This is a genomic window from Frankia sp. ACN1ag (assembly GCF_001414035.1).
GTDB lineage: Bacteria > Actinomycetota > Actinomycetes > Frankiales > Frankiaceae > Frankia > Frankia torreyi.
Genome location: NZ_LJPA01000022.1, coordinates 1,118 through 26,953, shown reverse-complemented (window position 1 = coordinate 26,953; position 25,836 = coordinate 1,118). Strand labels below are relative to the sequence as shown.

Annotated in this window: 25 protein-coding genes and 5 pseudogenes; 9 read left to right on the top strand and 21 right to left on the bottom strand. The window is 72.7% G+C overall.

Going from position 1 to position 25,836, the window contains the following annotated elements:
- Nucleotides 1-11: 11 nt before the first annotated feature.
- From UK82_RS19600 to UK82_RS19590, 3 genes are all read right to left on the bottom strand, one after another.
- Nucleotides 12-968, bottom strand: a complete 957-nt coding sequence (locus tag UK82_RS19600) for a sigma-70 family RNA polymerase sigma factor (RefSeq protein WP_055408613.1) — start codon at nucleotides 966-968, stop codon at nucleotides 12-14.
- A gap of 137 nt (nucleotides 969-1,105) precedes the next feature.
- Complete coding sequence (locus UK82_RS19595) at nucleotides 1,106-1,561, bottom strand: carboxymuconolactone decarboxylase family protein (protein WP_236706154.1); 456 nt, start codon at nucleotides 1,559-1,561, stop codon at nucleotides 1,106-1,108.
- 141 nt (nucleotides 1,562-1,702) lie between these two features.
- Nucleotides 1,703-4,477, bottom strand: coding sequence for an ATP-dependent RNA helicase (locus UK82_RS19590; RefSeq protein ID WP_055408608.1), 2,775 nt, complete (start codon nucleotides 4,475-4,477; stop codon nucleotides 1,703-1,705).
- A 232-nt stretch (nucleotides 4,478-4,709) separates the two neighbouring features.
- On the opposite strand from UK82_RS19590, the gene UK82_RS19585 reads away from it, so the two are divergent.
- Nucleotides 4,710-5,075 (top strand): hypothetical protein, encoded by a 366-nt coding sequence (locus UK82_RS19585; RefSeq protein WP_055408695.1) that lies wholly within the window; start codon nucleotides 4,710-4,712, stop codon nucleotides 5,073-5,075.
- A gap of 79 nt (nucleotides 5,076-5,154) precedes the next feature.
- On the opposite strand, the gene UK82_RS19580 is transcribed toward UK82_RS19585, so the two are convergent.
- Both UK82_RS19580 and UK82_RS19575 read right to left on the bottom strand, forming a co-directional pair.
- A partial coding sequence (locus tag UK82_RS19580) for a glycoside hydrolase family 27 protein (protein ID WP_236706153.1) occupies nucleotides 5,155-6,495 on the bottom strand: 1,341 nt, incomplete at its 3' end.
- A gap of 103 nt (nucleotides 6,496-6,598) precedes the next feature.
- A complete protein-coding gene (locus UK82_RS19575) occupies nucleotides 6,599-7,039 on the bottom strand; it encodes a nitroreductase family deazaflavin-dependent oxidoreductase (RefSeq protein ID WP_055408604.1) in 441 nt (146 codons plus the stop codon).
- Between the two features lie 220 nt (nucleotides 7,040-7,259).
- Here UK82_RS19575 and UK82_RS19570 point away from each other — a divergent pair, with 220 nt between their 5' ends.
- A complete protein-coding gene (locus UK82_RS19570) occupies nucleotides 7,260-7,952 on the top strand; it encodes a hypothetical protein (protein WP_055408602.1) in 693 nt (230 codons plus the stop codon).
- A 99-nt stretch (nucleotides 7,953-8,051) separates the two neighbouring features.
- Here UK82_RS19570 and UK82_RS19565 read toward each other — a convergent pair whose 3' ends face one another.
- The gene (locus UK82_RS19565) at nucleotides 8,052-8,420 is read right to left on the bottom strand and encodes a hypothetical protein (RefSeq protein WP_044887595.1); all 369 of its coding nucleotides are present in this window, start codon (nucleotides 8,418-8,420) and stop codon (nucleotides 8,052-8,054) included.
- Nucleotides 8,421-8,782: 362 nt separating this feature from the next.
- On the opposite strand from UK82_RS19565, the gene UK82_RS19560 reads away from it, so the two are divergent.
- On the top strand, nucleotides 8,783-9,142 hold the full coding sequence (locus UK82_RS19560; RefSeq protein ID WP_044887596.1) for a hypothetical protein: 360 nt from the start codon (nucleotides 8,783-8,785) through the stop codon (nucleotides 9,140-9,142).
- Nucleotides 9,139-11,502, top strand: a complete 2,364-nt coding sequence (locus tag UK82_RS19555) for a N,N-dimethylformamidase beta subunit family domain-containing protein (RefSeq protein ID WP_055408600.1) — start codon at nucleotides 9,139-9,141, stop codon at nucleotides 11,500-11,502. The genes UK82_RS19560 and UK82_RS19555 overlap by 4 nt, the downstream gene beginning before the upstream one ends.
- A gap of 31 nt (nucleotides 11,503-11,533) precedes the next feature.
- Here UK82_RS19555 and UK82_RS38750 read toward each other — a convergent pair.
- The 8 genes and pseudogenes from UK82_RS38750 to UK82_RS19525 form a co-directional block, all read right to left on the bottom strand.
- Nucleotides 11,534-11,718: pseudogene (locus tag UK82_RS38750) on the bottom strand (cytochrome P450); the annotation flags it as partial.
- Between the two features lies 1 nt (nucleotide 11,719).
- A partial coding sequence (locus tag UK82_RS19550) for a cytochrome P450 (RefSeq protein WP_236706152.1) occupies nucleotides 11,720-12,751 on the bottom strand: 1,032 nt, incomplete at its 3' end.
- Nucleotides 12,751-13,114, bottom strand: a pseudogene (locus UK82_RS38745) (carboxymuconolactone decarboxylase family protein); the annotation flags it as partial. The pseudogene UK82_RS38745 and the gene UK82_RS19550, both read right to left, overlap by 1 nt.
- A gap of 1 nt (nucleotide 13,115) precedes the next feature.
- A partial coding sequence (locus tag UK82_RS19545) for an NAD(P)-dependent oxidoreductase (RefSeq protein ID WP_396230599.1) occupies nucleotides 13,116-14,052 on the bottom strand: 937 nt, incomplete at its 3' end.
- Between the two features lie 44 nt (nucleotides 14,053-14,096).
- Nucleotides 14,097-15,401, bottom strand: coding sequence for an NAD(P)/FAD-dependent oxidoreductase (locus UK82_RS19540; protein WP_055408596.1), 1,305 nt, complete (start codon nucleotides 15,399-15,401; stop codon nucleotides 14,097-14,099).
- Nucleotides 15,398-15,592 (bottom strand): ferredoxin, encoded by a 195-nt coding sequence (locus UK82_RS19535; protein WP_044887599.1) that lies wholly within the window; start codon nucleotides 15,590-15,592, stop codon nucleotides 15,398-15,400. Before UK82_RS19535 ends, UK82_RS19540 begins: the two co-directional genes overlap by 4 nt.
- 278 nt (nucleotides 15,593-15,870) lie before the next feature.
- Nucleotides 15,871-16,638 (bottom strand): TetR/AcrR family transcriptional regulator, encoded by a 768-nt coding sequence (locus UK82_RS19530; protein ID WP_201784222.1) that lies wholly within the window; start codon nucleotides 16,636-16,638, stop codon nucleotides 15,871-15,873.
- Nucleotides 16,639-16,789: 151 nt separating this feature from the next.
- Nucleotides 16,790-17,401 (bottom strand): NAD(P)-dependent oxidoreductase, encoded by a 612-nt coding sequence (locus UK82_RS19525; RefSeq protein WP_044887600.1) that lies wholly within the window; start codon nucleotides 17,399-17,401, stop codon nucleotides 16,790-16,792.
- Nucleotides 17,402-17,536: 135 nt separating this feature from the next.
- Between UK82_RS19525 and UK82_RS19520 the strand changes: the two genes are divergently transcribed.
- Both UK82_RS19520 and UK82_RS19515 read left to right on the top strand, forming a co-directional pair.
- Nucleotides 17,537-18,025 (top strand): MarR family winged helix-turn-helix transcriptional regulator, encoded by a 489-nt coding sequence (locus UK82_RS19520; RefSeq protein ID WP_052681402.1) that lies wholly within the window; start codon nucleotides 17,537-17,539, stop codon nucleotides 18,023-18,025.
- Nucleotides 18,026-18,208: 183 nt separating this feature from the next.
- Complete coding sequence (locus tag UK82_RS19515) at nucleotides 18,209-19,648, top strand: NAD(P)/FAD-dependent oxidoreductase (RefSeq protein WP_055408593.1); 1,440 nt, start codon at nucleotides 18,209-18,211, stop codon at nucleotides 19,646-19,648.
- Between the two features lie 200 nt (nucleotides 19,649-19,848).
- Here UK82_RS19515 and UK82_RS19510 read toward each other — a convergent pair whose 3' ends face one another.
- Complete coding sequence (locus tag UK82_RS19510; protein WP_128423383.1) at nucleotides 19,849-20,802, bottom strand: hypothetical protein; 954 nt, start codon at nucleotides 20,800-20,802, stop codon at nucleotides 19,849-19,851.
- Nucleotides 20,799-21,464 (bottom strand): SigE family RNA polymerase sigma factor, encoded by a 666-nt coding sequence (locus UK82_RS19505; RefSeq protein ID WP_055408591.1) that lies wholly within the window; start codon nucleotides 21,462-21,464, stop codon nucleotides 20,799-20,801. The genes UK82_RS19510 and UK82_RS19505 overlap by 4 nt, the downstream gene beginning before the upstream one ends.
- A 158-nt stretch (nucleotides 21,465-21,622) precedes the next feature.
- On the opposite strand from UK82_RS19505, the gene UK82_RS19500 reads away from it, so the two are divergent.
- Together UK82_RS19500 and UK82_RS19495 are read left to right on the top strand one after the other, a co-directional pair.
- A complete protein-coding gene (locus tag UK82_RS19500) occupies nucleotides 21,623-22,441 on the top strand; it encodes a nucleoside phosphorylase (protein ID WP_370657148.1) in 819 nt (272 codons plus the stop codon).
- 48 nt (nucleotides 22,442-22,489) lie between these two features.
- Nucleotides 22,490-22,987, top strand: a complete 498-nt coding sequence (locus UK82_RS19495; protein ID WP_044887604.1) for a DinB family protein — start codon at nucleotides 22,490-22,492, stop codon at nucleotides 22,985-22,987.
- A 93-nt stretch (nucleotides 22,988-23,080) separates the two neighbouring features.
- On the opposite strand, the gene UK82_RS19490 is transcribed toward UK82_RS19495, so the two are convergent.
- The 4 genes and pseudogenes from UK82_RS19490 to UK82_RS41575 form a co-directional block, all read right to left on the bottom strand.
- Nucleotides 23,081-23,470, bottom strand: a complete 390-nt coding sequence (locus UK82_RS19490) for a hypothetical protein (RefSeq protein WP_044887605.1) — start codon at nucleotides 23,468-23,470, stop codon at nucleotides 23,081-23,083.
- A pseudogene (locus UK82_RS19485) lies at nucleotides 23,460-23,909 on the bottom strand (pyridoxamine 5'-phosphate oxidase family protein); the annotation flags it as partial. The gene UK82_RS19490 and the pseudogene UK82_RS19485, both read right to left, overlap by 11 nt.
- Before the next feature lies 1 nt (nucleotide 23,910).
- A pseudogene (locus UK82_RS41580) lies at nucleotides 23,911-23,965 on the bottom strand (hypothetical protein); the annotation flags it as partial.
- 1 nt (nucleotide 23,966) lies between these two features.
- A pseudogene (locus UK82_RS41575) lies at nucleotides 23,967-24,083 on the bottom strand (pyridoxamine 5-phosphate oxidase); the annotation flags it as partial.
- A 273-nt stretch (nucleotides 24,084-24,356) separates the two neighbouring features.
- Between UK82_RS41575 and UK82_RS19480 the strand changes: the two are divergent.
- Entirely contained in the window at nucleotides 24,357-25,421 is a 1,065-nt protein-coding gene (locus tag UK82_RS19480; RefSeq protein ID WP_055408586.1) for an NADP-dependent oxidoreductase, read from the top strand.
- Nucleotides 25,422-25,716: 295 nt separating this feature from the next.
- On the opposite strand, the gene UK82_RS38735 is transcribed toward UK82_RS19480, so the two are convergent.
- Nucleotides 25,717-25,836, bottom strand: a 120-nt coding sequence (locus UK82_RS38735; protein ID WP_236706170.1) for an HNH endonuclease signature motif containing protein, incomplete at both ends; no start/stop codon positions are given.

Sequence of the window (25,836 nt, the reverse complement as noted above, 5' to 3'; positions counted from 1 at the left end):
CGATGGCCGAGCTAGCGTGAGCGTGGAGTCCGGGCCCGTTCGCCGCCGGCCGGCCCGAGCCAGGCCGCGAGGTCGAGCCGGGCGAGGCGGCCGGCGTCGACGAGGGCGTGGATCTCGGCGATCCGCTCGTCGGCGACGACGAATCCCATGACCGAGACCGGCCTTCCGTCGATGGTGATGACCACTCCGGCGGTGCCGTTGACCAGCACCGGATGCACCACCGCCGCGGGCTGGGCAAACAGGAGCGCCCGGCGGGCGACGTCGCGCGCCCCGCGCACCACCGCCGAGGCCTGCGGCCGGCCCGTCCCGCCGTCGGCGCGCAGCACGACGTCGGGGTCGAGCACCGCGACCAGGGACGTCACGTCGCCGCCGCGGGCCGCGGCGAAGAACGCGTCGACGACCCTGCGCTGGTCGGCGTGGTCGGCGTGGTCGGCGTGGACGGCGTGGACGGCATCGGGGACGGGCGTGTCCAGCGCTCGCACCCGTCGCCGGGCCCGGCTGGCGAGTTGGCGGGCCGCGGCCGGCGAGCGACCCACCATCGGCGCGATCTCGTCGAATGGCAGGTCGAACAGGTCGTGCAGCACGAAGGCCAGCCGCTCGGCGGGAGCCAGGGTGTCCAGCACGGTGATCAGGGCGAGCCCGACCGAGTCGGCCAGCAGGGCCTCCTGCTCGGGCTGCCCCGCCCCGGCGGTCGGGGCGAGACCGATGATCGGATCGGGCACGTGGACGCCGACCAGGTCCTCGGGACGGGTCCTGCGGGCCCGAAGCATGTTCAGGCAGATCCGCGCGACGACCGTGGTCAGCCATCCACCCAGGTTCTCGACGCCGCCGACGTCGGATCGGCTCAGGCGCAGCCAGGCGTCCTGCACCGCGTCGTCCGCCTCGTCGAGGGAGCCGAGCATCCGGTAGGCCACGGTGCGCAGATGCCCGCGGTGCTCCTCGAAGCGCCGGGCGAGCCGTTCGTCCATCGGTCACGATCCTCCGTCGCGTTGCCGTTGCCGTTGCCGTCCTAGCGGCACACAGCACAGGTGCTCGGGTCGGTGGCGGGCAGGATCGCCCGCGTCCCACCGGACGAGCCGACCGATCTCGGCCCCAGGATGGCTGCCTAGCCCCAGGAGCCGGCGACCTGCTTCGTGACGGCGTTCAGCCGGTTGAAGACGTTCGTCGTCGCGATCTTGAGGATCAGCGCGGCCATGCCTCGGTCGTCGTAGTGCCTGACTGCCTCGTCCCAGACCTCGTCGGGGACGGGGTCGGTGCGGTCGCTGAGCCGGGTGGCGCTCTCGGCGAGCGCCAGCGCAGCCCGCTCGGCATCGTCGTAGTAGCTCGTCTCCCGCCAGGCCGCGACGGCGCCGAGCCGCTGCGGGGCCTCTCCGCTCTTCAGCGCATCGCGGAAGCCGGCGTCCACGCAGGCACTGCAGCCGTTGATCTGGCTGACCCGCAGATGCACCAGCACAAGGGTCGCCGCCGGCACGCCGCCCGTCTCGCTGGCCGCGTTCAGGGCCGCGATCGCCGGCCACGCCTCAGAAATGACCGCCGCCGGGTTCTTCATCCGTGCTGCCACCGTTCAGGTCCTCTCGTCCACCCACGTCGCCGTGGCGCCTTCCGCCACCCGTCACCTCTCTGACCCGCGGCGCGGCGCACATGTGACAGCGGTGCGCCCCAGGGCATCGGGGGGCCGAGAAACGCGGGCGTTCGGTGCGGCCTAGCTGCTGGCGCGGGGGGCGACGCGGCGGGTGGGGGGAGCGGTGGTGGGGTCGTCGGGCCAGGGGTGGCGCGGGTAGCGTCCGCGCAGTTCGGCGCGGACCTGCGGGTAGCCGGTGCGCCAGAACGACGCGAGGTCGCTCGTCACGGCGACGGGACGACCCGCCGGGGAGAGCAGGTGCAGGACGACGGGGGCGCGGCCGTCCGCGACGGCCGGGACCCGCTCCCAGCCGAACACCTCGGCGACCTTCACCGCGAGGACGGGGCCGTCGGGGTCGCTGTAGTCGAGGCGCACCCGCGACCCGCTGGGCACCTCCAGCCGTTCCGGTGCCAGCGCGTCGAGCCGGGCGGCCTGCGGCCAGGGCAGCAGGCGGCGCAGTGCCTGGCCGGCGTCGATGCGCTCCAGGTCCGCCCGGCGGCGGACGCCGGCGAGATCCGGTCCGAGCCAGTCGGGCGCCGCCGCCAGCAGGGCGTCATCGCCGACGTCCGGCCAGGGCGCGCCGAGGGACCGGTGGCAGAACGCGAGCCGCTCCCGCAGCCCCGTCGCGTCGCGCGTCCAGCGCAGCGCCGCCAGCCCCTCGCGGCGCAGCCCGTCGAGCACCGCCGCCTCGAGCAGGGCCGGATCGGGCCTGGCCAGCGGGCGTTCGGTCAGGACGATCGCGCCGAGGCGCTCCACCCGGCGGGCGACGACGTCGCCGCCGGACCAGGCGACCTCGTCGACGGTGCGCCGGAGCCCGGCGCCCGCCTCGCCCGCGGTCGCCTCGTCGAGGGCGACGGCCAGGCGCACCCGCGCCGACACCCGCCCGGCCCCGCGGTCCGCGATCGCGATGGCCAGCCACTGCGCGCCGGTGAGCGCCGAGCCGGCGGTCAGCTCCGCGGCCGTTCCCCCGGCCATCAGGTACGTCGTGCCGCCGGGGACGCGGGCCCGGGCGAGCCGTTCGGGGAAGGCGAGCCCGACCACGAGCCCCGCCGCGAGGTCGTCGGTGACGCCGCTGCCGGGCGGTCTGCGCCGCGCCGCGCGGTCGTCGGTGACACCGCCACCGGGCGGTCTGCGCCGCGCCGCGGGGTCGTCGGCGATGCCGCCACCGGGCGGTCCGCCGACGGCGGGGACGGCGGGGACGGCGGGGGCGGCGGGGGCGGCGGGGGCGGCGGGGGCGGCGGCTTCGGTGGCCGAGCGCAGCCGCCGCGACTCGTCGCGCCAGCGGGCGGACGCGGCCCGGTCGGCGTTCCCCCGCAGGCGGCGCCACGCGGCGAGGAGATCGTCGGACTCCGAGCCCGGCCCGGCACCGCCCGCCGGGCCGTCCCCCGACAGGATCGCCACGATGTCGGCCGCGCGCCGGGCGCCGACGACGCCAGCGCCGGCGAGCAGGGCACCGGCGAGCCGGGGATGGACCCCGACGGCGGCGATCAATCGCCCCCGTGGCGTCACCCGGCCGGCGTCGTCGAGCGCGCCGAGCGCCCGCAGGGACGCCCCGGCGGCGTCCATCGCGCCTGTCGGCGGGTCGCTGAGCAGGTCGAGGCCGTCGCCGCCGGGATGACCCCAGACCGCGAGGTCCAGGGCGAAGCCGGTCAGGTCGGCGACGGCGATCTCCGGTTCGGCCTGGGCGGGCAGCCGGTCGTGCTCGGCGGCGGACCAGCAGCGGTAGACCCGGCCCGGCGCCTCGCGCCCGGCCCGCCCGGCGCGCTGCCCCGCCGATGACCGGGACACCCGCACGGTCGCCAGCGAGCCCAGTCCACGGGCATGATCCATGCGTGGGGAGCGCGCCAGCCCGGCGTCGACGACCACCCGGACCCCGGGCACCGTGAGGCTGCTCTCCGCCACCGCGGTCGCCAGCACGACCCGCCGGCGCGGCCCGGGGCGCAGGGCCGCGTCCTGCGCCCCGCCGGACTGCCGGCCGTGCAGGGGGAGCACGTCGACGGTGTCGCGATGGCCCGCGAGCCGCCCGGCGACCGCGGCGATCTCGCCGGCGCCCGGCAGGAAGACGAGCACGTCCCCGGCCGTCTCCCGCAGGGCGCGCCCGACCGTCGCGGCGACGTGGTCGAGCAGCCGCGGGTCGACCCGCAGGCCGTGCGCGGGCGTGATCGGTCCCGGCGGCGGAGCCCACACCACCTCGACGTCGAAGCGCGTGGCGTCGGCGCCGACGACGGGGGCGGGCGGTCCGGGCGCGCCCAGCACGTCGGCCAGCCGCGGGGTGTCGGCGGTCGCCGAGGTCGCGAGCAGCAGCAGGTCGGGCCGCAGCGCCGCGCGGACGTCGAGCATGAACGCCAGCGCCAGGTCGGCGTCGAGGTGGCGTTCGTGGCACTCGTCGAGGATCACCGCGCCGGTCCCGGGGAGCTCCGGGTCGCGTTGCAGCCGCCGGACCAGGACCCCCGTCGTGACCACCTCGACCCGGGTGGACGGCCCCACCCGGCGCTCCCCGCGGATCGTGTAGCCGACGGCGTCGCCGACCTCACCGCCGACGAGCCACGCCATCCGCCGCGCCGCCGCCCGCACCGCGATCCGCCGCGGCTGGGCCACCACGACCCGGCCCGTGACCTCGTCGGCGAGCGCGAGCGGGACCAGCGTCGTCTTGCCTGTCCCGGGCGGTGCGACCAGCACCGCGACCCCGCCCGCACCGACACTCGGATCCGCCCCGTCCGCACCGCTACCCGGATCCGCCCCGTCTGGACGGGTGCCAGGAGCAGGACGGCCGCCGCCGGTCAGCGCGGCGACGAGCGCGGGCAGGACGTCCCGTACGGGCAGGTCCGCCCCGGTGACGGCGCGGTCGGGCAGCATGCGCCCAGTCTCCTCGGGTGCGGGGAGACCGACGGTGCTGGGCGACACGGCGTGTGCGGGCAGGCGCGGCCCATCCCGGAAAGCGGCGATGGCAGCGGTCGTGGCGCCACTTTCTGGCAGTTGTCTGTCAGAAAATCATGGACTCGGTGGCGACTGGTCGCTAGTGTCCGGATCGTCGGACACCGGCGGCGTCCTGGGACGGCCGGTTCTCGCCGAGGAGGGGAAACCGGACGTGGCCCGCACGCTCTTCCTGGTCCTGAGCAATCCCGTCGACGGGCGGGACGACGAGTACAACAGGTGGTACGACGAGGTGCACATCCGCGACGTCTGCGAGGTCCCCGGCGTCGTCTCCGCCCAGCGCTACCGGGTCCGGCCGGACATCCCGCCCGCCGATGTCGTGCCCGCCGACGGCGAGTCCGGTGACGGTCACCTGCCACAACGGCACCTGGCGGTCTACGAGCTCGACGACGATCCGGCGAAGGTGTTCGGGGAGTTCATCACCCGGGTGGGTGACGGGCGCCTGCCGCTGAGCGACACCTTGGACATGTCCAGCGTCATCATGTCGGTCTGGGAACCCGGCGCCCGCTGGCCGGTGTGAGCCGCTGCCCGGGCGGTCAGTCCTGCGCCTGCGGAACTCGGCGGACGTCGCGGCCGGCGGGGGTGAGGCCGGCGGGGGNGAGGCGCAGCAGGGCGGCGGCATGCGGCGCGAGGGTCAGGGGCAGCGCGCCGTCGGCGCTGGTGGTGATCGTGCCCGTCCACAGGTCGGTGGCACGGTAGCCGCCGGCGGCGGCGGTGGCCGGCAGGGCCAGCTCGGCCCCGGTGAGGGTCGCCGCGTGGGGGGAGTCGCCGCGGTTGACGGCCAGCACTGCCGTGTCACCGTCGGCCAGCGGCCGGGTCCACAGCAGGAGGCCGTCGCCGCGGGGCACCGGGATCGGCGCGGCGCCCAGCGGGTCCTGGTCGATGGCGAGCACGGCCGGGTTCGTGAGGATCGCGGCCGTCATCGCGGTCATCCTGGTGAGATCGTTGCCCGCGAGCAGGGGGGAGGCCAGCATCGACCAGATGCTCATCTCGGCGCGGGCCTCGGTGTCGTCGAGGGAGGCCGCCGGGGTCCCGGTGGCCAGGCCGGCCAGCTGGCGCACCACGGGGTTGGCCGTGGCCGGGGTCAGGCCGATCGCCAGCATGTCCAGGTCGTTCCAGCGCCCGGGGCCGCCGTCGGGCTCCCAGGCACGGGCGGCATCGAGGTTGTCCGTCGTGCAGACGCCCGGGTAGCCGTCCATCGGCTCGGTGGTCGCCCAGCAGGGGGCGTGGTCGTTGGTGACCCGCCACAGGTGGGCGACCCGCGGCGCCCAGGTCCACGCCCGCCCGGCCGCGGGATCGCCGTCCGAGGACGGGTTGATGCTGAACACGACGGGCCGGCCGGTGGCGTCGAGCGCGGCGCGCATCCGGGCGAAGCCGGCGATCAGCCACCTGCGGGCGTCGGTGCCGGCCGGGCGCAGGTCCGGGTAGCCGCAGGCGTCGTACTTGAGGTAGTCGACCCCCCACGCGGCGAAGGTGGCGGCGTCGGTGGTCTCGTGGCCGAAGCTGCCGGGCAGCCCCTGGCAGGTGGTGCGGCCGGGGGAGGCGTAGAGGCCGAACTGCAGACCCCGGGCGTGCACGTAGGCGGCGAGGGCGGCGATGCCGGCGGGGAACCGCTCGGGGTCGGCCACCAGGCGCCCGTCGCCGCCGCGGGTCGGCGCCATCCACCCGTCATCGACGATCACATACCGGTAGCCGGCGGCGCGCATCCCCGAACGGACCAGGGCGTCGGCGGCGGCCCGGATGTCGCTGTCGCGCACGTTCCCGCCAAGGGCGTTCCAACTGTTCCAGCCCATCGGCGGGGTGCGGGCGAGGTCCGCGGAGACCTGCCGGTTCGCTGCCGAGCCGGTGACGAGCCCGACGCCGCCGCCGTCACCGCCCAGGCCCACCAGCAGGAGGCATCCGATCAGCGGGACGAGCGCCCGCGGACCCGCAACGTTCACGGCCACCATCCTGCGGCAGGCCACCGCCGGCCCGTGACGTGGGGCCGGTCGCGGCGCGTCCCGCCCGGTCCGCCGACGGGCAGAGTCAGGCCGGAGGGCAGGATCAGGCCGGAGGGTGTACGTCCGCTCGGCGGACCAGCATGATCACCGGGATCTGGCGGGTTGTCCTGGTCTGATATGTGGCCCACTGGGGGTGCTGGGCGGCGTGGCGAGCGTAAAGACGGTCGCGTTCGACTCCGGTGGCGACGACCGCCGTGGCGGGAAAGATTTCGGTGCCCACCTCGACGGTGACGTCCGGGTTGGCGAGCAGGTTGTGGTACCAGGCGGGATTGGTCGGCTCCCCGACGACGGAGGCGAAAACGACGTGGCGGTCGCCGTCGACGAGATAGCCGAGCGGGTTGGTGCGTGACGCTCCGGACTTCGCCCCGGTGGTGGTCAACAGCAGGAGTGGCTTGTCGGCGAAATAGCCACCGACCTTCCCGGCGTTGGCCCGGAACTCCCCGATGACCAGCCGGTTCTGCTCGTTCCAGTCCCGATCGCTCATGCCGGCGTCGCCGCAGCGTGGACGAGGCCCGGTAACATCGACTGCGGTCGGGTGCTCCGCGTGGCCATCGAAAAAACCTCCTGAATATGCGTCCAAGTCGAATATGGCCGGTAGCGCTGGTCGCGTCAAACCCTCAGGTGGATATCCGGCACGGTGGGCGCGTCGCCGCGCCGCGCAGGCCGACTGAGGCGGATAGGCGGCCGATCGGCATACTTCATGGATGGACGAGCTTGAGGCTGCCTGGTACGATTTGCAGCTCACCGGGAAGGTGCATGTCAGCGTGCCGCATCTCGCGGCGGAGGCGTTGGCGGCCGGGTTCGACGGCCTCACGCTGCGGGAGTTTTCCGGTCTCGGCGTCCGCGACGATCTTGAGGCGCTCCGCCTGCTGCCGGTGGTGCTGACCGAGTTGGGCTGCGACCTCGGTACAGACAAAAAGCCATGGGGCGAGATCGTGTCCTGGGAAAGTTCGCGCGATCGGTTCGAACCCGATCTCGTCGCTCGTACCGAGCAGGCGCTGGCAGTTGTGCAGCGCGATCTGGATCGAACCGAGGCCAGGGTCGGTCGTCTCACGCTCCACTGGACGGGCCGTTTCGATGATGACGACGAACCGCAGCTCCTCCTGGGGTTCGACGGCGCGCCGTTCCGCGGCGGCGGAGATCCGCCGCCCTACGTGGGCGGTCCGGACCTGCCCCGCACTGTCCTGTCGGTCGCGGCGGGCGTGCAGGACTGCATCATGGAACTGTTCGTGTTCTTCTGGCCCGAGTGTCCGCTCCATCGCCGCGGCCTGCACCTGCCCGAATCGCATTCGGAGTGGGAGGGAGCGGGGTGGCCGGCATGGCGCTGCAGAGCGGCTGGCGGGCACGACGTCGCCGTGCTCGGGAAACTACGTAAAGGCGCGTCACCCACCGGCTAGTGGATGGTGCGCCCCCATTCGGGCGCGCACCATCCGCCTGCCCGGCTGGTCAGGTCAGGTCGGGTCAGGTCGGGTCAGGTCAGGCTAGGTCAGGTCAGGTCAGGCTACGAGGTTCACGATGAGGGTCTGCCCGGTCAGCGGTCGCTGCAGGGGGAAGGTCGTGTTCCGGTAGGTCCTGGTGCCGGCGACATCGCATCGCACCTGGGCAATCGCGGCGCTGGGAAGCTGCGGGTTGCTGAAGAACAGCGAGAACTGTCCGCCCGAACCCACGGTCGTGCCGTGTGCCTCCCCGCCGCCGGTGATCTTCAGTGATTCGGCGGAGCCGGGAAACTTGCACTTGACGGTTCCGGCCACCGTCAGCGGATTGTTGATCGTACCGGCACTGGCTGGTGTCAACGGGATTATGGCCAGTGATGCTCCGGTCCCGGCAATCAGGAAGAGAGCCTTGATCTTCGACAGTCCGCGCATGGCACACCTCCGACGCCATCGAATACATGCCGGCGTGATGGTTGGTATACCCGGCCGTGGAACAACTCACACGCCGCCACCGCCCGGCAGGGCCCGCTGGATTCTCCGCGCGGATACCGCGGTCGATGTCGAGGTGTTCCGGGTCGGGCCGGTCAACCTGTGGGTGGCTGCGAACCTGATTTCCGCCCCGTGCACCGGGGCGGTGGGCCATGGACGCCGTCAGCCGGGAGAGCGCCCCGATGCGGTTCCGCTCCGCGCCGTCCAGCCGGCGCATCTCGGTCGATACGGGCGCTGCCGACTGCTTCCGCGGGCTGCCGGGTACAACCCCCGGGTAGGGCCGCCTGACGGTGAGGAGGGATACAGTGCCGCTGTCCAGCCAGGAGACACTCGACGGGATGGTCGCCGCGCGCTTTCACGAACGCAGGTACGTCGACCTGCGGCCGACGCTGACACCCGAACTCATCGCGGAGCATGAGCACCAGCCGTTTGGCCAGCACAGCGACGCGCTCCGCCGGGTCCTCACCTACCTTGGATCGTTCGCCATTCCGGGCAAGCTGATCGTCGAGTACGGCGGCGACGAGCGGTGGTACGTATCCCGATTTGCCACCGCCCCGGCGGGTCTGCGTACCGAACGGGTTGCCGGCCCCTATCCGACCGAGGGTGAGGCGGTGCACGCGGTTTTCCTGCGCCGGCTCCGACAGGTCTTCGGTGTCGTCGCGTGAGCGGCGAAGGGGTTGCGGATTCCTTCCCGACCTGGATTCTCGGCTACTGTGACGACATCATCGTCCGCCCCGGTCAGGAGCTGACCTTCCGGGTCAGCGGGCGGGGGGCCGAGACCTTTCGAGCGGACCTCGTCCGGCTGCGCCACGGCGACACCACTCCAGGCGGCCCGGGATTTCGTGAAACGGAGCTGGACTCCGAGGTCAACGGCGTGTACCCGCTCCTGGACCAGCCGGCACATATCGGGTCGTACGGCCGGCTTCCCGGCGCCCGCGACATCCTGCGCTCACCGGACGGTTCGCTGACCCTGTTCGCCTTCGTTCAGCCCACCACCGACGGGGCCCGGCAGCCGGTGCTGTCCGCCTGGGACGCCGCCATCTCGACAGGCGTCGCGCTGGTACTGACCGAGGGGCTGCGGCCCGCTCTCGTCTTCGGCGCGGGCCGGGATTCCCGCTGCCTCACCGCGCCCGCCGGCCTGCGGGCCGCCACCTGGTACGCCCTGGCGGCGAGCTGGGACGGCGCGACCGGTCTTGCCGCCGTGACCGCGGTGCCGGTGGTGAATCCGTACAACAGCCGGTTTGGCCGGCTGGTGGCCAACCACCTGGTGCAGGTCACCGGCACGCTGGACGGCCCGCCGGAGATCCCGGCGGTCGACCTGCTCCTCGGCGCCCTGGACACGACCGACGGGGCCGTCGTGCGGGGGGCGTACAACGGCAAGATCGCGCTCCCGGCGGTCTACCGGCGGGCCCTGACCGGCGACGAGGTGCGCCGGCTGGCCACCAGCGGCAACGCGCCGGCGGTGACCGACGGGCTCACCGCCTGGTGGGATCTGTCCGCCGGAATCGACAGCACCGCGATCCTGCCCGGCGGTACCCCGGAGCCCGACCCCGGCGCCGGTCCCGGGGGCGGCACCGGCGGCCGCACCGGGATCGCCGGCAGGCTGGTGAACATGCCCACCCGAGCCGTGACCGCCCACAACTGGGACGGCTCCTCCTACAACTGGACGGCGCATCCCGAGTTGTACGGCGCGGTGCATCTCCACGCCGACGACGTCGACGACACCGGTTGGGCGCCGACCTGCACCCTGCCGGTGGGCGCCGACCTGCCCTCGGGGGTTTACGCCCTGCGGCTGCGAGCGGGCGGTTTCGAGGACCACGTGCCGTTCCTGGTCGGCCCGGCCCCGGGGCACGAGAAGTCGATCGCTCTGCTGTTGCCCACCGCGAGCTACCAGGCCTATGCCAACGAGCACCTGTCCAGTGGTTCACCCCTCGGGCAGGCTGTCGGCGGCCATACGCCCCTGGTACAGCCGTTGGACGTGTTCCAGCTCGAACACGGCGGGTTCGGACGATCCACCTACGACCTGCATGCCGACGGCAGCGGCGTCGCCTACACCTCGCGGCGCCGGCCGATCCTGAACATGCGCCCGCGGTACCGGTTCACACACATGGGGACGTGGCAGTTCCCCGCGGATCTCTATCTCGTCAACTGGCTCACCGAAAAGGGATACGACTTCGACGTCATCTGCGACGAGGACGTCCACCGGTGTGGCGTGGCGGCGATGCGGCCATATCGGGTGGTCATGACCGGCACTCATCCCGAGTACACCTCCGAGCCGATGCTCGACGCGTACGAGGACTACATCGGCGGCGGCGGGCGCGTGATGTACATGGGCGGTAACGGGTTCTACTGGGTCGCGTCCTTCCACCCCGAGAAGCCCTGGGTGATGGAGGTCCGCAAGGGCGAGGCCGGCTCGCGGGCCTGGCAGGCCGCGCCCGGGGAGACCCTGCACTCCACCACCGGTGAGAAGGGCGGGCTGTGGCGCAACCGCGGCCGCGCACCGCAGAAGGTGTTCGGCGCCGGGTTCACGGCGGAGGGGTTCACCGGGTCCTCGTACTACCGGCGGATGCCGGACAGTGCCGAGGCGGAGGTGTCCTGGGTCTTCTCCGGGGTGGGCGAGGAGGAGCTGATCGGCGACTTCGGGCTGGAGCGCGGCGGCGCGGCCGGCCAGGAACTGGACCGTGCCGATGTCCGCCTGGGCACCCCGCCGGGCACGTACCTGCTCGCGTCCTCGGAGTACCACGACGACTCCTACCTGTTGGTGGTGGAGGAGATCGGTTTCATGTACCCGGGGCTCGGCGGTAGTGAGCACCGGGATGTCCGGGCGGATATGATCCTGTTCGAGACCGAGTCCGGCGGTGCTGTCTTTTCGACCTCTTCGATCGCCTGGGCGGGAAGCCTCTCGCACAACGACTGTGACAACAACGTCTCGCGGATCACCGCCAACGTTCTCGATCGTTTCCTGAAGCCGGGGTCCGGCCACCCGGCCAACCGACATCGGCCAGGTGGTCGCCCGTCGGCCTGACCGGGGGTCCGGATCGGTTCCGTCGTGCTGCTCAGCGGGTGACCATGAGCTGGCGCACGCCGTAGTTGGTGCCGGTGAAGTCCATCGGGACCTCCTGCAACGGGGTGGCGAGGCGCAGGTCGGGGAAGCGTTGGAAAAGCGCGGGCAGGACGGTCCTCAGTTCCGCGCGGGCGACGTTCTGGCCGAGGCAGGCGTGGACGCCGTAGCCGAAGCCCANATGGCGGACCATGGTGCGGTCGAGGTCGAGGGCGTCGGGGTTGTCGAACACGCGGGGGTCGCGGTTGGCGGCGTTCATGGCGACCACGACCAGCTCGCCCTTGCCGATGTGGGCGCCGCCGAGCTCCAGGTCCTCCTCGGCGACCCGGCCGAGGCCGAACTGGACGATGGTCAGGTAGCGCATGAGCTCCTCGACCGCGGTCCCGATCCGCTCCGGGTGTTCGGTCAGGTCGCGGCGCTGCTCGGGATGGGTGAGCAGGGTGAGCGTGGACAGGCCCATCATGGCGGCCGTGGTGTCGTGCCCGGCGAACAGCAGCAGCACGCCGAGGCCGACGAGCTGGCGTTCGGTGAGGATCGACCCCTCGTCGTCCGCCTTGCCGATCAGTTCGGCGAGGATGCCCTCGGCGTCGCCGGTGCGGCGCTTGTCCGCGACCAGCGCGGTGATGTAGTCGACCAGCCAGTGGGCCCCACGGTCGCGTGCGGCGCGGCTGATGCCCATGTCCATCATCACCTCGGTGGCGTGGTGGAAGCCGTCGCGGTCGGCGTAGGGGACGCCGAGCAGTTCGCAGATCACCAGGCAGGGAATGGGCAGCGACATGGCCTGGACGAAGTCGAAGGTCTCGGGTCCGGCGGCGATGGCGTCGAGATGCTCGGCGACGATCCGGTCCAGGTAGGGCTGGAGCCTGGTCTGCACCGCCTTGGGGGTGAAGCGGGCGGTGAGCAGGCGCCGGTAGGTGCCGTGGTCGGGCTCGTCCATCATCACGAAGCCCGCGTCGAACGGCGCGTCGTCACCGGTCTCGGCCTGCTCGCCCTCGGGGGCGTCGTGGCGGCGGCGCTTCGCGCTGAAGCGGGGATCGCTGAAGACCTGGCTGCCCTCCTCGAAGCGGGTGACCAGCCAGCCGGTGGAGCCGTTGGGGAAGCGCGTCCTGACCACGGGGTGGTTCTCGCGCAGCTCGGTGTAGGGCGCGGGCGGGTCGAGGGGGTGGGCGGGGTCGCGGGCGATGGGCTGATCGATGAGGTGCTGCGTCGTCATCACTGCTCCTTCGCGGTGTGGGCCTCGACGGCGGTGTGGGCCTCGACGGCGGCGGTGACGCCGGCGTGGGTGGCGGTGGCCTTGCACCAGCCGGTATAGACGGCCAGGTGCAGGACGGCCTCGCGCAGCTGGTCGGGCGTGAGCTCGTCGTTGACCAGCCCGCCGGTGGCGATGATCCGGACGAGTTCGGGACGGCCGACGGTCGCCGCGACGCCGAGGGTGAGCAGCCGGCGGTCGCGCACGGACAGCCCGGGCCGGGCCCAGACCCGGGCGAACAGGTAGTCCACCGTCTCGTCGGTGAAGGGGTCGTGCGCGCCCTGCACGCCGGCGCTGAAGCCGGGGCCGTAGACGTGATCCATCATCNCCAGGCCGTACCGGTGCAGGCCGTCGGCAAAATGGTCGCCGGGCTCGGCGGCGGCGTTCCGGTGGTCGCGGTGGTCGCGGTCGTCCCGGTCGTCCCGGTCGTCGTGGTCGTCCCGGTCCTGCGGGTCCTGCGGGTCCTGCGGGTCGTGCAGGTCGAGGGTCTGGTCGGCGTGGGTCCGGGCCACCTCGACCAGGGGCACGTCGACGTCCAGGGTGGCCGCGAGGTCGCGGGCGGCGTCGAGGTCCTTGGTCATCAGCGGCTGGATCTTCCGTCCGGCCGCCTCGGGCAGTGCGTCGTCGTCGCCGCGCAGCCGCAGCAGGGCGAGCAGGGTGTGGCCCTCGGGATCGGCAGTGTCGATGACCTCGGCGAGCCGGGCGGGATGCACGCCCGCGGCGCGTGCGAGGTTCGTCGCCTCGAACACGGCGCGCCAGCTTCCGTAGGTGACGACATTACGGGCGATCTTCGTAGCCATCCCGGCGCCGAGCGGACCGCAGTGCACGACGCGCCTCGCCCAGTCGTCCAACACGGGCCGCGCGGCCTCCACCGTGGACTCGTCCCCGCCGACGATGGCGACCATGCCATGGTCGGCCGCCCGGTCGCCGGGGGTCACCCCGCAGTCCAGGAAGCCCACCCCACGCCCGGCGCACAACGCCGCCAGCTCGTGGACGACCGGCAACGCGACGGTGGACAGCAGGACGATCGTCAGCCCCGGATGGGCGCCCGCCAGCAGCCCGTTCTCCCCGCCGACGACGTCGCGGGCCTGGTCGGCGGTGACGACGGCGACCATCACGACGTCGCTGGTCCTCGCCACCTCCGCGGGCGAGCCCAGCGGGTCGCCGACACCGGGCAGGCCAGCCGACGCGCCCGGCCGCACGTCATGGACCGCGGGAACCCGGCCGCGCCGGGCCATGCTGACGGCGACCCCGCCGCCGATCATCCCCAGGCCCACCACGCCGGCCCGCAGCGTCTTCGTCTCCGACATCATGCGTCCCTTCCACTGAGCGCCGGTCCGCCGCTGGCGGCTGAGCCTGCGCTGGGGGCCTGGCGTGCGCTGGGGGCCTGGCGTGCGCTGGGGGGCGGGGCGAGGTCGGCCGTGCTCGGCCATGGGGCCTGCTCGGCGACCAGCAGCCGGTACCTGCGCGTGGCCCGGGGCATGGTGACGCCGGCGGCGCCGCAGACCCGGCCGTCGCGGCCGTAGAGGGCCGTCAGCCGGCGCTCGGCGAGGCTGCCCTCGACGACCCGTACCTGGTTGTAGCCCCGGAGCTGGCCGTAGACCTGGATCTTCAGGTCGTACTGGTCGGACCAGACGTACGGGACCGGATCGAAGGGGGTCGCGTGGTCCGGCCCGGCGAGGATGTTGTGGGCGACGGCCAGGCCCTGCTCGGCGGCGTTCGTGCGGTGCTCGATGCGCACGCGCTCACCGGTGCGCGGGTGCGGCCACGAGGCGACGTCGCCCGCCGCCCACACGCCCGAACCGGCGTGGAGGGTGGCATCGCACTCCACCCCGTCCCCGACGGGGACGCCGCTCGCCGCGAGCCAGCCGGTGTTGGGGCGGGCGCCGATACCGACCAGCACGGCGTCGGCCTCGATGGTCCGGCCGTCGGCCAGCCGCACCCCGCTGGCCCGGCCACCCTCGGTCAGGACGGCGTCGACGAGGACGCCGGGAACGATCCGCACCCCGTGCTCGGCGTGGACCTGGGAGAGCATGGCGCCCAGGTCGGGGCCGAGCGCGTCGGCCAGCGGCACCGCCGCATCGGTCACCATGGTGACCTCGGCGCCGGCCTCCCGGGCGACGGCGGCCGCCTCGGCGCCGACGAAACCGGCGCCGACGATCACCAGCCGGCGTCCGGGCCGCAGTTCCCCGCGCAGGTCGAGCGCGTCCTCCAGCGTGCGCAGGACGTGCACGCCGGCGACGCCGTCGGTGCCCGGCAGCCGACGGGCGGCGACCCCGGTGGCCACGACGAGAGCGTCGTAGCCGACCCGGTCGCCGTCGGCCAGGGCGACCTCGCGCGCCTCGGTGTCCAGGGCGACGGCCGCGGCGCCCAGCCGCAGGTCGAGCCCGAGCGCGTCGAGCGCCTCGGCGCTGCGCAACCGCAGGCGGTCGGCGTCCCACGCGCCGGACAGGAGCTGCTTGGACAGCGGGGGCCGGTCGTAGGGAAGGTGGGGTTCGTCGCCGATGAGCGTCAGCCGCCCGGTGTAACCGTCGCGCCGCAGTCCCTCCGCGACGCTCAGACCGGCGGCCGAGGCGCCGACGACGGCGACCCGGGCCAGAGCCGGCGCGGTCACTCCTGCACCTCGATGGCGGCCGCCGGGCAGACCGCGGCGGCCTTGCGCACGTTGTCGTACTGGTCGGCCGGCGGGTTGGCGTCGAGCAGGATCACGATGCCGTCCTCGTCGCGCTGATCGAAGACGTCGGGGGCGGCGAGCACGCACTGGCCCGCGCCGCAGCACTTGTCGACATCGACGGAAATCTTCATGGGAAACCTCCGGGCAAGCCCTTTCCTGGGGGCTGTGCNGACCGGGGGACTGGCAGATTTCGTGGTCTCGGTCACCTGTCGACCCCGGTCACCTAACTAAGTTAAGTCAGACTGTATCCACGCCTCCAGGTGTAGGCAAACCGTGTGCAACTAAGCGCGATATTTATGCTTCGGTCGGACATCGACCGTTCTGTGTCGGTGTGTCTGCCCTCGTTCAGGTCATTGCTGGAATGGCCGTCGGAACGTCCGGCCCGTTCATTCAGGTCAAGCGTGCCGGCTCATGAATTTCCGTCGCCGGGACGGTCCACATTTCCAGCCAGAATGGCCCTGATGTGGCGGGAGGCGGCGGTTTCCGGGGGAGCGGACCGGAACGGCGGCGAGGCGCCCGGCGTGCTCGCGACGAGGGAGTCAAGCAGACCGTCGGCGAGCTGCAGCGTCAGGTTCTCCGTCGACTCGTCGTGGAAGAGGCTGTGGTGGAGCGTCACCATGCCGTGCAGCCCCGCCCACAGCGTCTGCGCCGCCTGCTCCACCGGCAGGGACAGCGCATACCCGGTCTTCTGGCAGCGCCGGAATCCGGCGCGGAGGCTGGCCGAGACGCCGTGGGCCGGGTGCTCGCTGATCCTCTCGACCTCGACCGTCGGCTGCGGCACCTCGAACATGAGCCGGTAGTGCCCGGGGTTGTTCAGCGCGAACCGGCAGTAGGCATGCGTCTGCGCCCGCAGCGGCTCGCGGGGATCGGTGCCGTCGCTGGCCGCGTCCGCCCGCACCATGCTCGCGACCAGGTCGTCGTACTTGTCGGACAACGCCGCCCAGACCAGCCCCGCCTTGTCGGGAAAATGCAGGTAAATGCTCGGTGCCGCGACCCCGACCTCCTTGGCGACCGCGCGCATGGTCAGTTTCTCGGCGCTGCCCCACTCCACCAGCAGGCGGTTCACCGCGGCCAGGATCTCCCGGCGAAGCTGCTCACCCTGCCCCCGCAGGCTGCGCGCCCTACCCGAGCCGCCCGAGCCGCCCGGCCCGCCACTCGGGGACCGCGCGGTCGCCACCGGTCACCACCTCCGCCCAGAGCCTACGTCGCACGCCGTTGGACACTTCGAGAATGCGCGACGTCAGCATTCGGGGCATCGGCGTACCTGTGGCCAGGTCCTCACCGGGGGCGGCGAATTCCCCGTGATTGTCGACCCTCCTGCCGGCCGGCTACGAGGTGATGGCGACGGCGCGGCAGGCGTGGTCGTCCCGGGTGAGACTGGCGAGCATGAAGTCGGCGACGTCGGCGTAGGAGACCCTGGAGGTGATCGTCAGGCGCAGGTCGCTGCCCGTGCGGTAGTCACCGGTGTGCGGACCACCGGTGAGCAGGGCCGGTCGCACAATGGTCCAGGTGGTAGCGCTCGCCCTGATGAGCTCCTCCATTCCCTCCTTGTCGCGCATCAGGGATCTGATCGCGACCCGGGCGATGGCGACGTAGAGATTGCGGTGACGGCTGTCGGCCACGCCGTAGCCGCTGACGGCGATCAGGCGCCGCACGCCATGGTCCTGCATCGCCGGCAGGATGGTGCGCATCCCGTCCGTGCAGACCGTGCTGCCCCACCGGCGCTGGCCCAGCGCGCTGAGCACGGCGTCGCTGCCGGCGATGACCTGCTTCACGACATCCGCGTCGCGGACGTCACCGGCCACCGGCCGCAGGCGTTCGTGGGCGGCGAGAGCGCGGGGGTCACGGGCGAGCGCGGTGACCGTGTGGCCCTGCGCCAGCGCTTGGTCGAGCACGTGTCGCCCGGTGTGTCCGGTGCCACCGAAGACCGTCAGATGCATGCTGATCCTCCCGTAATCAACGGTGTTGACGAAACCGCCGAGAATAGTTTGAGACTCCAAGTATCTGAGAGGTGCTTGGAGTCGTCAAGTTTTGGACGGTCCCTGTAGTTTGGATGCTCCCTGTAGTGTCGGCGGGTGGGCGACGCCGGCGGGCATTCCGACGACTCGTTGATCCACGCCGTCGTCAAGCAGGTCGTCACCCTCGCGGCCGCGACCGGCGAGCTTGCCGCGGACCTGGTGAAGGAACTCGATCTCACCGAGGCGCTCGCCGGCGCGCTGTGGCGGCTGGATCCCGACGGGCCGCCGCCCTCGATGCGCGCGCTGGCGGCAACGCTGAACTGTGACCCGTCCACCGTGACGTTCCTGACGGACCGACTGGAACAGCGCGGCCTGATCCGACGGCGACCGGCACCGACGGATCGCCGACAGAAGATCATCAGTCTGACTCGCAGAGGCGTCGAAGTGCGCGCGCAGCTCGTGCAGGCCTTCACGGCGGGCTCCCCGCTCGCCCGCCTCTCCCCGGACGATCAGCAACACCTCTACGCGCTGCTCGCCAAGGCGGGGGCAGACCCGAGCCAGTTCACGTGCCGGGCGGCCGCCTCAGCCGTCCCCCGCGAGCCCTGAGCAAGCTGCGTCGCCTGCCGGCGACGACCACCGCACCCCGCGCTCCGCACCCCGCGCTCCGCACCCCGCGCTCCGCACCCCGCGCACAACCTTGCCATATTCGTTTTCTTCCGCTGGATTCGTGGGACTCTGGTAAGCACTTCCTGGGGCGCGATTCGTCCGCCCCACGGTTGGCGGGCCACAGTGACGCGGGTTGCGATTATCGGTGGGGGGATCGGTGGCCTGGCCACCGCCTTGTTCCTGGGACGTCGGGGCCATGTGGTGACGCTTTTCGAGCGGGACCGGTATCGGCCGGGCACCGATCTCGAGGAGGATTTTTTCGGCTGGCGGCGTCCGGCGGTGCCGCAGGCGATCCAGCCGCATGGTCTGCTGGCCCCGGTCCGTGATGTGCTGCGCGCTGAGGCGCCGGATGTGTACGCGGCGATGCTGCGGATGGGGGCGCGTGAGCGTAACGAGCTCGACTGGTTCCCCGAACGGCCACCGGCCCGGCCGGGAGACGAGGACCTGGTGACGGTGCAGACGCGGCGCATCGTGCTGGAGACCGCCCTGCACCACGCGGTGGAACGTCAGCCGGGGATCGAGCTGCGCCGCGGCGAAGCCGTCGACAACCTGGTCTTCGCCGACGGGCCGGAGGTTCCCCAGGTGATCGGGGTGCGCTCGGCGTCGGGGGTGGGCATGGCCGATCTCGTGGTGGATGCGGCAGGGCGGCGTTCCCCGGTGACCGGGTGGCTGGCGGAGGCTGGTTGCCGGGCTGCGGTGGTGGACAACCACCGCACCGGGATCGCCTACTTCTGCCGCTGGTATCGGCTGCGTGCCGAGGGGCCGCAGCATCCTGGGCGGGTCCCGGCCGGCTCCGCGTCGGCCTTCGCTGCCGCGGGGGTGTTCCCTTCGGACAACGGGACCTTCGCGGTGGCGCTGACGCTGTCTGGTACCGACCCGACCCGTGGGGCCTTGGGGGACCCCGAGGTGTTCGACGCGGTCGCGCGCAGGTTCCCCGCGGTCGCCGCATGGATGGCGCTGCACCCCCAGGCGACCTCGGATGTTTATGCGATGGCCGGCCTGGACAATCGGTGGACGGCTCTGGTTGACCAGGACGGCCCCGTGGTCACCGGGCTGGTCGGTATCGGGGACGCGGTCACCCACACCAATCCCACCCTCGGCCAGGGGGTGGCGCTGGCTCTGCGGGCCGGGCAGTGGGTGGCACAGCACGCCGACGCTGTTTCCACGGACCCGTCGGTTTCCACGGACCCGTCGGTGTTCACCACGGCTCACCACCGCTGGGCGTTGCGGGTTCTGCGTCCCTGGTTCGACATCCAGGTGGAAGCTGACCGGGCCGGAGGAGCCCGGTTCACCGCCCTGGCCGCCGCGCCGGTGGCTTCTACCGCGCCGCTCCGGGAGAAGGCCGCCCTGGCCGCCTGCGCTCTCGATGACCCTGTGGTCATGCGCGCCCGTGCCCAGGTCCGCCATCTTCTTCTGCCCGAGGACCAGGCGTTGGGCACCGCGGAGGTGCGTAGCCGAGTGGCCCGCTGGCTGGAGCAGCACCCCGACTTCACACCCGGTTTCGACGGCCCAAGCCGAGAGGACTGGGAGTCGTCGACCAGGCCCGCGGAATCGGCGGTGTGATCATGCGATGCCTCTCCGGCCGCCGGTCTCGATGCCGTCACCGGGCAAGACGCCGTCCAGTCCGATAGTTCTGGTGCTCTCGGAACGTCAACGAGGTACGCCAACCAGGAACTCGCTCCCCCTCGCACGGATGCTGGCCGCATCGTCTGCACAGCAGCATCGTCTGCACGGCCGCAGCGACCGTCACCAGACCGCTGCGCTCAGCCGCCGTAGGCCTCGCCGAGCAGCTTCCCGTCGCGGTCGAAGGCGCGCAGGACGATGCGCCGGCCCTGCCACCAGTGGTCGTAGTCCCGGGTGCGTTGGTCGCGGCCGTCCGGCTGGGCCCAGTCGTCAAAGGACCTGGACAGGTCACCGCCGATGCGACCGAATTCCGGCGAGCGGCGGGGTGGGGCGCCGGTGTCGTCCCGCACCGTGCGGTACACGAAGTACCCGTCGTGCACCGGCACCTCGAGGACCTGCCCGCCGACGGTGGTCGCCGTCAGGCGGGTGACGGCGGGGCCGACCCGCCCGGCCGTTTCGACGAGGCTCCGCCGGTCCGTCGCGGCCGGCCGGCCGGCGACGGGGGCGACGTTGATGGCGTTCACGTCGATCACGCCGCGGGGCGGATCGGGCATGAGTCCGGTGGAGCCGCCGTTGACCGCGGCCAGGTCCAGGCCCCCGGAGCCGGTCCGCGGGACGGTGCAGATCCCCAGGTAGGTGCCGAGCCCCAGGCCGGGGACGGGAGCGGTGATCCTCGCGGCGAGCAGCACGCTCACCCCGGTCCCGTCCTCGACGGCGGCCACCAGCCGCAGCCTGGATTCCAGCGGATCGGACCGCCGACGCTCCGGCGTCAGGTATTCGCAGTGCATGATCACATCCTCGGCCTGGGTCGGGGTGAGGGTCACCGCATGCGGAACCGACGCGGGAGAGGGAAGCTGGGCGGGAGTCACCGACATCCCACCGCCGTTCCCCAGCGCACTCACCCCGGTAGTGACGCCCGCCGCCGCGATGACCAGCACGGCGGCGGGGACGATCCGCCTGGCCCGGCGCCGGCGCCGTTCCCGCGGCACCCGCGTCTCCACCCCGCTCCACAGATCGTCCGTGGGGCGTACGACGACGCTGCGGGCTGCCTCGCGCAGACCGTGCGCCATCGGGTCCTCGTCCTGATGTCTCATGCCAAACCCTCCCGTCCGCGGGTGCCCTGGCCGCTCGGAGATTCCTGGCGGCTTCGCGCCGGCCGGGACTCGGGCGCGGCGGTCGGAAGTGGAGACGGGATTGGAGACGACGCCGCCGCCGGAGTCGAGGCCGCCGGAGTCGAGGACGACAGGGACGCCGCCGCCACGAACTCCTGCAACGCGGGGTCGGCCCGCAACCGGGCCAGCCCCCGCGACGCGTGGGTCTTCACCGTTCCCACCGAGCAGCCGAGGATCTCCGCGACCTGCGCCTCAAGCAGGTCCTCGCAGTAGCGCAGCACCACCACGGCGCGCTGCCGCGTCGGCAGCACGGCCAACGCCGCGGCCAGCCCGACCCGGTCCTCGACCCCGGCCAGCCCGCCGGGATGAGGGACGCCGTCGGGCACATCGGACATCAACGTCTCGCCGACCCGCCGGCGGCGGAACCGGCGACTGTGAGCGTTGATGAGGATGCGCCGGACGTAGGCGTCCGGGGCGTCGCTGGTCCGCACACGGTCCCAGGCGACGAAGGCCCGGGCGAGCGCGGTCTGGGCCAGGTCCTCGGCGTCGGCTGCATTCCCGGTGAGCAGGTACGCCAGGCGCAGCAGCGCCGGAAGCCGGCTGGCGAAGTACGCCCGGAACTCGACGTCTCGCTCCTCATCCATCGGACCTCCTTCCCTCTCCTTCCTTCAGAGGCCCGCCGGACCGTATCGGGTTGACGGATCGGGTTGACGGATCGAGTGTCGAGGCGCGAATCAGGCGCGATCCCGCCAGGAATGATCACGGATATGGGCGGCGACGCGCCATACACGGGCCTGCCAGAATGATCCGGGTGGAGATCTCGGATAACGCGTCGCTTCCGTTGGTCGAGTTCGATCCCTCTCCCGCGGGCATGGTCCGGCCGTTCGCGGGCCGGGGCCGGGAGAAGGCGGGTGTCCGGCTGCCGCAACTCGCGGTGCTGTGTTTCTTCGGGGAGGTCGTCGATGCCCTGGTGGAGACCCATCAGGCTCGGGTGCTGACCGAACTCGTCGGCGAGCACGGCCGGCATCCCGTCTACGAGGTGATCCTGGAGGGGACGCCGATCGCCGTGTTCCAGCCGGGCATCGGCGCACCGCTGTGCGCGGGATTCATGGAGGAGGCCATCGTCCTGGGTGCCCGGACGCTGGTGGCCTGCGGCGGGGCGGGGTCGCTGGTCGACTCCCATGTGCTCGGGCAGGTCATCGTCCCCGACCGGGCCGTCCGTGACGAGGGAACCTCGTTCCACTACCAGCCGCCCAGCCGCGAGGTGAGCGCCGATCCCGCCGGAGTGGCGGCGGCCGAGGCGGTGCTGACCCGGCACGGGGTGCCGTTCGTCCGCGGCAAGACCTGGACGACCGACGCGATCTACCGGGAGACGCCGGCCAAGGTCGAGGCCCGGCGCGCGGAGGGCTGCCTTACGGTGGAGATGGAAGCCGCCGCCTTTTTTGCGGTCGCCCGGTTCCGCGGGGTGCGGTTCGCGCAGCTCCTCTACGCCGGAGACTCGTTGGCGGGTCCGGTCTGGGCGTCGCGGGACTGGCAGCAGGCGCTGTCCACCCGCGCGCGCCTGTTCCGGCTCGCCGCCGAGACCTGCGTGGAACTCGGCCGTGCCGAGGCGGTTTCCTGAAGCGAGCGCACGTGGACCGAGCGCACGTGGACCGAGGAGGGGTTGACGGTGGAGCAGGTGTGCAGCGAGTGCGACTTCGACGCGTCCGCCGTCGGGGTCGGGCAGGTCGCCGCCGATCTCGGCCCGGTCGCCGCGAGGATCGCCGAGCATCTGCTGGCCCTGCCCCCGGACGTGGTGCGGCACCGCCCGGGACCGAGGGTCTGGTCGCCGATCGAGTACCTCGGGCACCTGCGCGAAGCGATGGCCTTCCATCGTTGGCTGATCGAACGGGCCACCGCCGAGCAGACCCCGGTGATTCCGGCCGTCGACCCCGACGCGTCGGTGGCGGCCGCGGACTACCGTCACGGCGACCTGGACGATCTCCTCGGCCAGTTCGCACGCCGGGTCGCCCGCCTGCGCGAGACGATGGAGCGGCTCGACGCGGACCTGGCGCGCCGGACGATCGACCTCGACGGGCGGGTCGTCGAGATCGCCCTGGTGGCCCGCAGCGCGCTGCACGAGTGCCACCATCACGACGGCGACATCGTCCGGGCCGGCCTGGGCTGACGCGCCGTTCCCCGAGCTGACGCGCCAGCCCCTGGGTGGACGCATGGGCCCCCGAGCTGACGCGTCGCCCCCTGGATTGACGCATCGGGAGGATCAGCCGGCGTCGCCCGGCCCGGGGTCGGCCAGGGCCGCGAAGTCGAAGCTGCTGGTGTGCCGCTCCCGGACGGTCCAACGGTGCCGGCCGGCCACGGTCGCGGCCACGGTCACCTCGCCGCGCACGATCGCGCCCCGGATCTCGTCGTACCTGACCCCCTCCTCGGCGACGCAGCACACCGCCTCGCCGACGCCGATCCCGGTGGCGGTCCCGGTCGGATCGGTGAACTCGACCGTGATCTCCTCCCCGTGCCGCTCGGCGCCGGCCAGGGTGCCGACCGGCCAACCGTCCGCGTTCACATACGCGACGACCATCTCCGCGGAACCGTCGAGGAACGCCGAGAGCTGCTCGTCGCCCATCGCGATCCGCCGGCGACGCTCAGCCGGCATCGTCCGGTCCTTCCGTCGCGTGCATGAACAGGGCCGTGAGCGGGGTCACCCGGATGATGATCCGTCTGCCGTCGAGCAGTCTTTCCCGGACCCTGGCGACGACGTGGGGTGGTGTCACGACGTGCGGGGTCGCGGGCTGCGGGGTCACGACAGGCGGAGTCGCGGCGTGAGAAGGCGTGGCCTGGGGCATCAGGGGGCGGGCGGGAGCGGACAGGCCCGGCGCCGAATCCTCGCCGTCGCCGTGCATCCAGTGCTCGATGCTTCCCTCACCGGGCTGCACGCGTCCCCAGACGCTGAGCACCCGCCGATCGGCGGCCCGGTCACGGGGCACCACGACCACGCACACCCTGCCGTCGCGCCGCAGATGGATGACCTTCGCGCTCCTGCGGTAGGTGTTGAACTCCAGCGTGCCCTCGCACCACCGGACGGTCATCGGGTANCCGATCGGCCCGCCGTCCGCACCGGTCACGATCAGGAAGCCACGCGCATGCGCGGNGAGGAACCGGCGGTGTTCGTCGGTCAGGGGGCCGCCGGGCGGTTGACCCTCGCCACCGCGTCGGCCGGATAAGTCCCCGTTGGGACCCGCGGCGGAATCCTCGGTCGGAATCGTCATGTCCGATCTCCCTCCGGTGGGAACTGGGCGAGGCGGCCGAAGCCCCGCCCCGATGAAACCCGGCGTGCGCGGTCGATGCACGCGACCGGGACTCCCGCCCTCTACGGGGGGCGGCGGAGACAGACGGGGCAGTTTCTCCGCGTGGCGGGCTTGACCTTGACGCCTACGGCAACTCCTACCGTCGCCGGCATGAGTGCCTCCTCGTCCACCACTGCCTCCTCGTCGACCGTCGCTTCGCCGTCGACCGCCGTTTCGCCGCGGGTCTCCCCGCCCGTGCCGTCGACGCCGGCCGTCGGCCGGCAGGTGTGTCTCGCCGCGCATCCGACCGGGCTTCCGACGCCGGAGGACTTCCGCGTGGAGCTGGCCGCGGTGCCGACCGCGCGGCCTGGTCAGGTCGTCGTCCGCACCACCCTGTTCGCCCTCGACGCCGCCGCCCGACTGTTCCTCGGTGACGTTGGCCTGCCGCTGCCCCGGCTCGCGCCCGGCGACGTCGTGCCGGGGGCGGCCCTCGGTGAGGTCGTCGCCAGCACCGACCCCGATTTCGCCGTCGGCGACGAGGTCTGTCACCAGCTCGGCTGGCGGGAGTTCGCCGTCGCCGACGCGGCGGCGCTGCGACGGGTCGACACCGCCGTCCTCCCGAGCCCGACCGCGTATCTGGCGCCGCTGCTGACCGCCTGGGCTGGGCTGGTCGTCGCGGGCGAGCTGCGTCCCGGCGACACCGTCTTCGTGTCCGGTGCGGCCGGGGCGGTCGGCGGCCTCGCCGGTCAGATCGCCCGGCTGCGCGGTGCCGGCCGGGTCATCGGCAGCGCGGGGTCACCGGCCAAGGTCGCCCACGTGACCGGGACGCTCGGCTTCGACGCGGCCTTCGACCACCGGGACGGCCCCGTCCTCGAGCGGCTGGGCGCACTCGCCCCGGACGGCATCGACGTCTACTTCGACAACACCGGCGGCGCGCAGCTCGCCGCCGCGGTCCGCCTGCTGCGCCCGCACGGCCGGGCGGTGCTGTGCGGGCTGCTCGATCGCCAGAACGGCCCGCGGCCCGGCCGCGCCGACGGCGAGGAGGCGACCCTGGACCTGGGCTATGCCATCGCCAACCGGCTTACCCTGCGGGGCCTACGCACCGCCGACTTCGCGGACCGCCGCGCCGAGGCCGAACAGGAGATCGGCCCTTGGCTGGCAGCGGGCCGGCTGCGACTCGACGAGACCATCGTGGATGGGATCGAGAACGCGCCGCATGCCTTCGTCGACCTGCTGCGCGGCGCGTTCACCGGCCGCGTCCTCGTCCGGGTTGTCGGGCAGCCGGACGACAAGGCCGACCTGTCACCTCGGGACGAGTGAGACCTCCGGTGCTCGGGAGGCAGTCGTGATCGGCTGATGGCTGCGGAGATCTTGCGATGGCGCCAGGTCTTCGCGGCCGTCTGTCGGCGCGGGCGACCGCCGGTCAGGTGATGCTGGCGAGAAGGTCGGGTGGGTGGGTGTAGGGGTTTTGGCGTGGGCGTTGCGCCGGGTCGATGCGCCAGGGTGGGATGTAGGCGGGGTGTCCGNNGTCGGTGAAGNNGATGGTCCAGCCGTNGTGGTGGACCTGGCGGTGGTGGTGGCCGCAGAGCAGGACGAGGTTGTGNAGGGCGGTGANCCCGCCGTGTGTCCAGTGGATGACGTGGTGTGCTTCGCACCAGGAGGGTGGGCGGTCGCAGCCGGGGAAGGTGCAGCCTCGGTCGCGGGCGGCGAGGGCGCGGCGTAGGTGTGGGGGGAC

Coding starts and splice junctions, on each gene's coding strand:
- UK82_RS19600 (WP_055408613.1), bottom strand. CDS start 968: ATGGACGAACGGCTCGCCCGGCGCTTCGAGGAGCACCGCGGGCATCTG.
- UK82_RS19590 (WP_055408608.1), bottom strand. CDS start 4,477: ATGCTGCCCGACCGCGCCGTCACCGGGGCGGACCTGCCCGTACGGGAC.
- UK82_RS19575 (WP_055408604.1), bottom strand. CDS start 7,039: ATGAGCGATCGGGACTGGAACGAGCAGAACCGGCTGGTCATCGGGGAG.
- UK82_RS19570 (WP_055408602.1), top strand. CDS start 7,260: ATGGACGAGCTTGAGGCTGCCTGGTACGATTTGCAGCTCACCGGGAAG.
- UK82_RS19565 (WP_044887595.1), bottom strand. CDS start 8,420: ATGCGCGGACTGTCGAAGATCAAGGCTCTCTTCCTGATTGCCGGGACC.
- UK82_RS19535 (WP_044887599.1), bottom strand. CDS start 15,592: ATGAAGATTTCCGTCGATGTCGACAAGTGCTGCGGCGCGGGCCAGTGC.
- UK82_RS19525 (WP_044887600.1), bottom strand. CDS start 17,401: ATGCATCTGACGGTCTTCGGTGGCACCGGACACACCGGGCGACACGTG.
- UK82_RS19510 (WP_128423383.1), bottom strand. CDS start 20,802: ATGAGACATCAGGACGAGGACCCGATGGCGCACGGTCTGCGCGAGGCA.
- UK82_RS19505 (WP_055408591.1), bottom strand. CDS start 21,464: ATGGATGAGGAGCGAGACGTCGAGTTCCGGGCGTACTTCGCCAGCCGG.
- UK82_RS19500 (WP_370657148.1), top strand. CDS start 21,623: ATGATCCGGGTGGAGATCTCGGATAACGCGTCGCTTCCGTTGGTCGAG.
- UK82_RS19490 (WP_044887605.1), bottom strand. CDS start 23,470: ATGCCGGCTGAGCGTCGCCGGCGGATCGCGATGGGCGACGAGCAGCTC.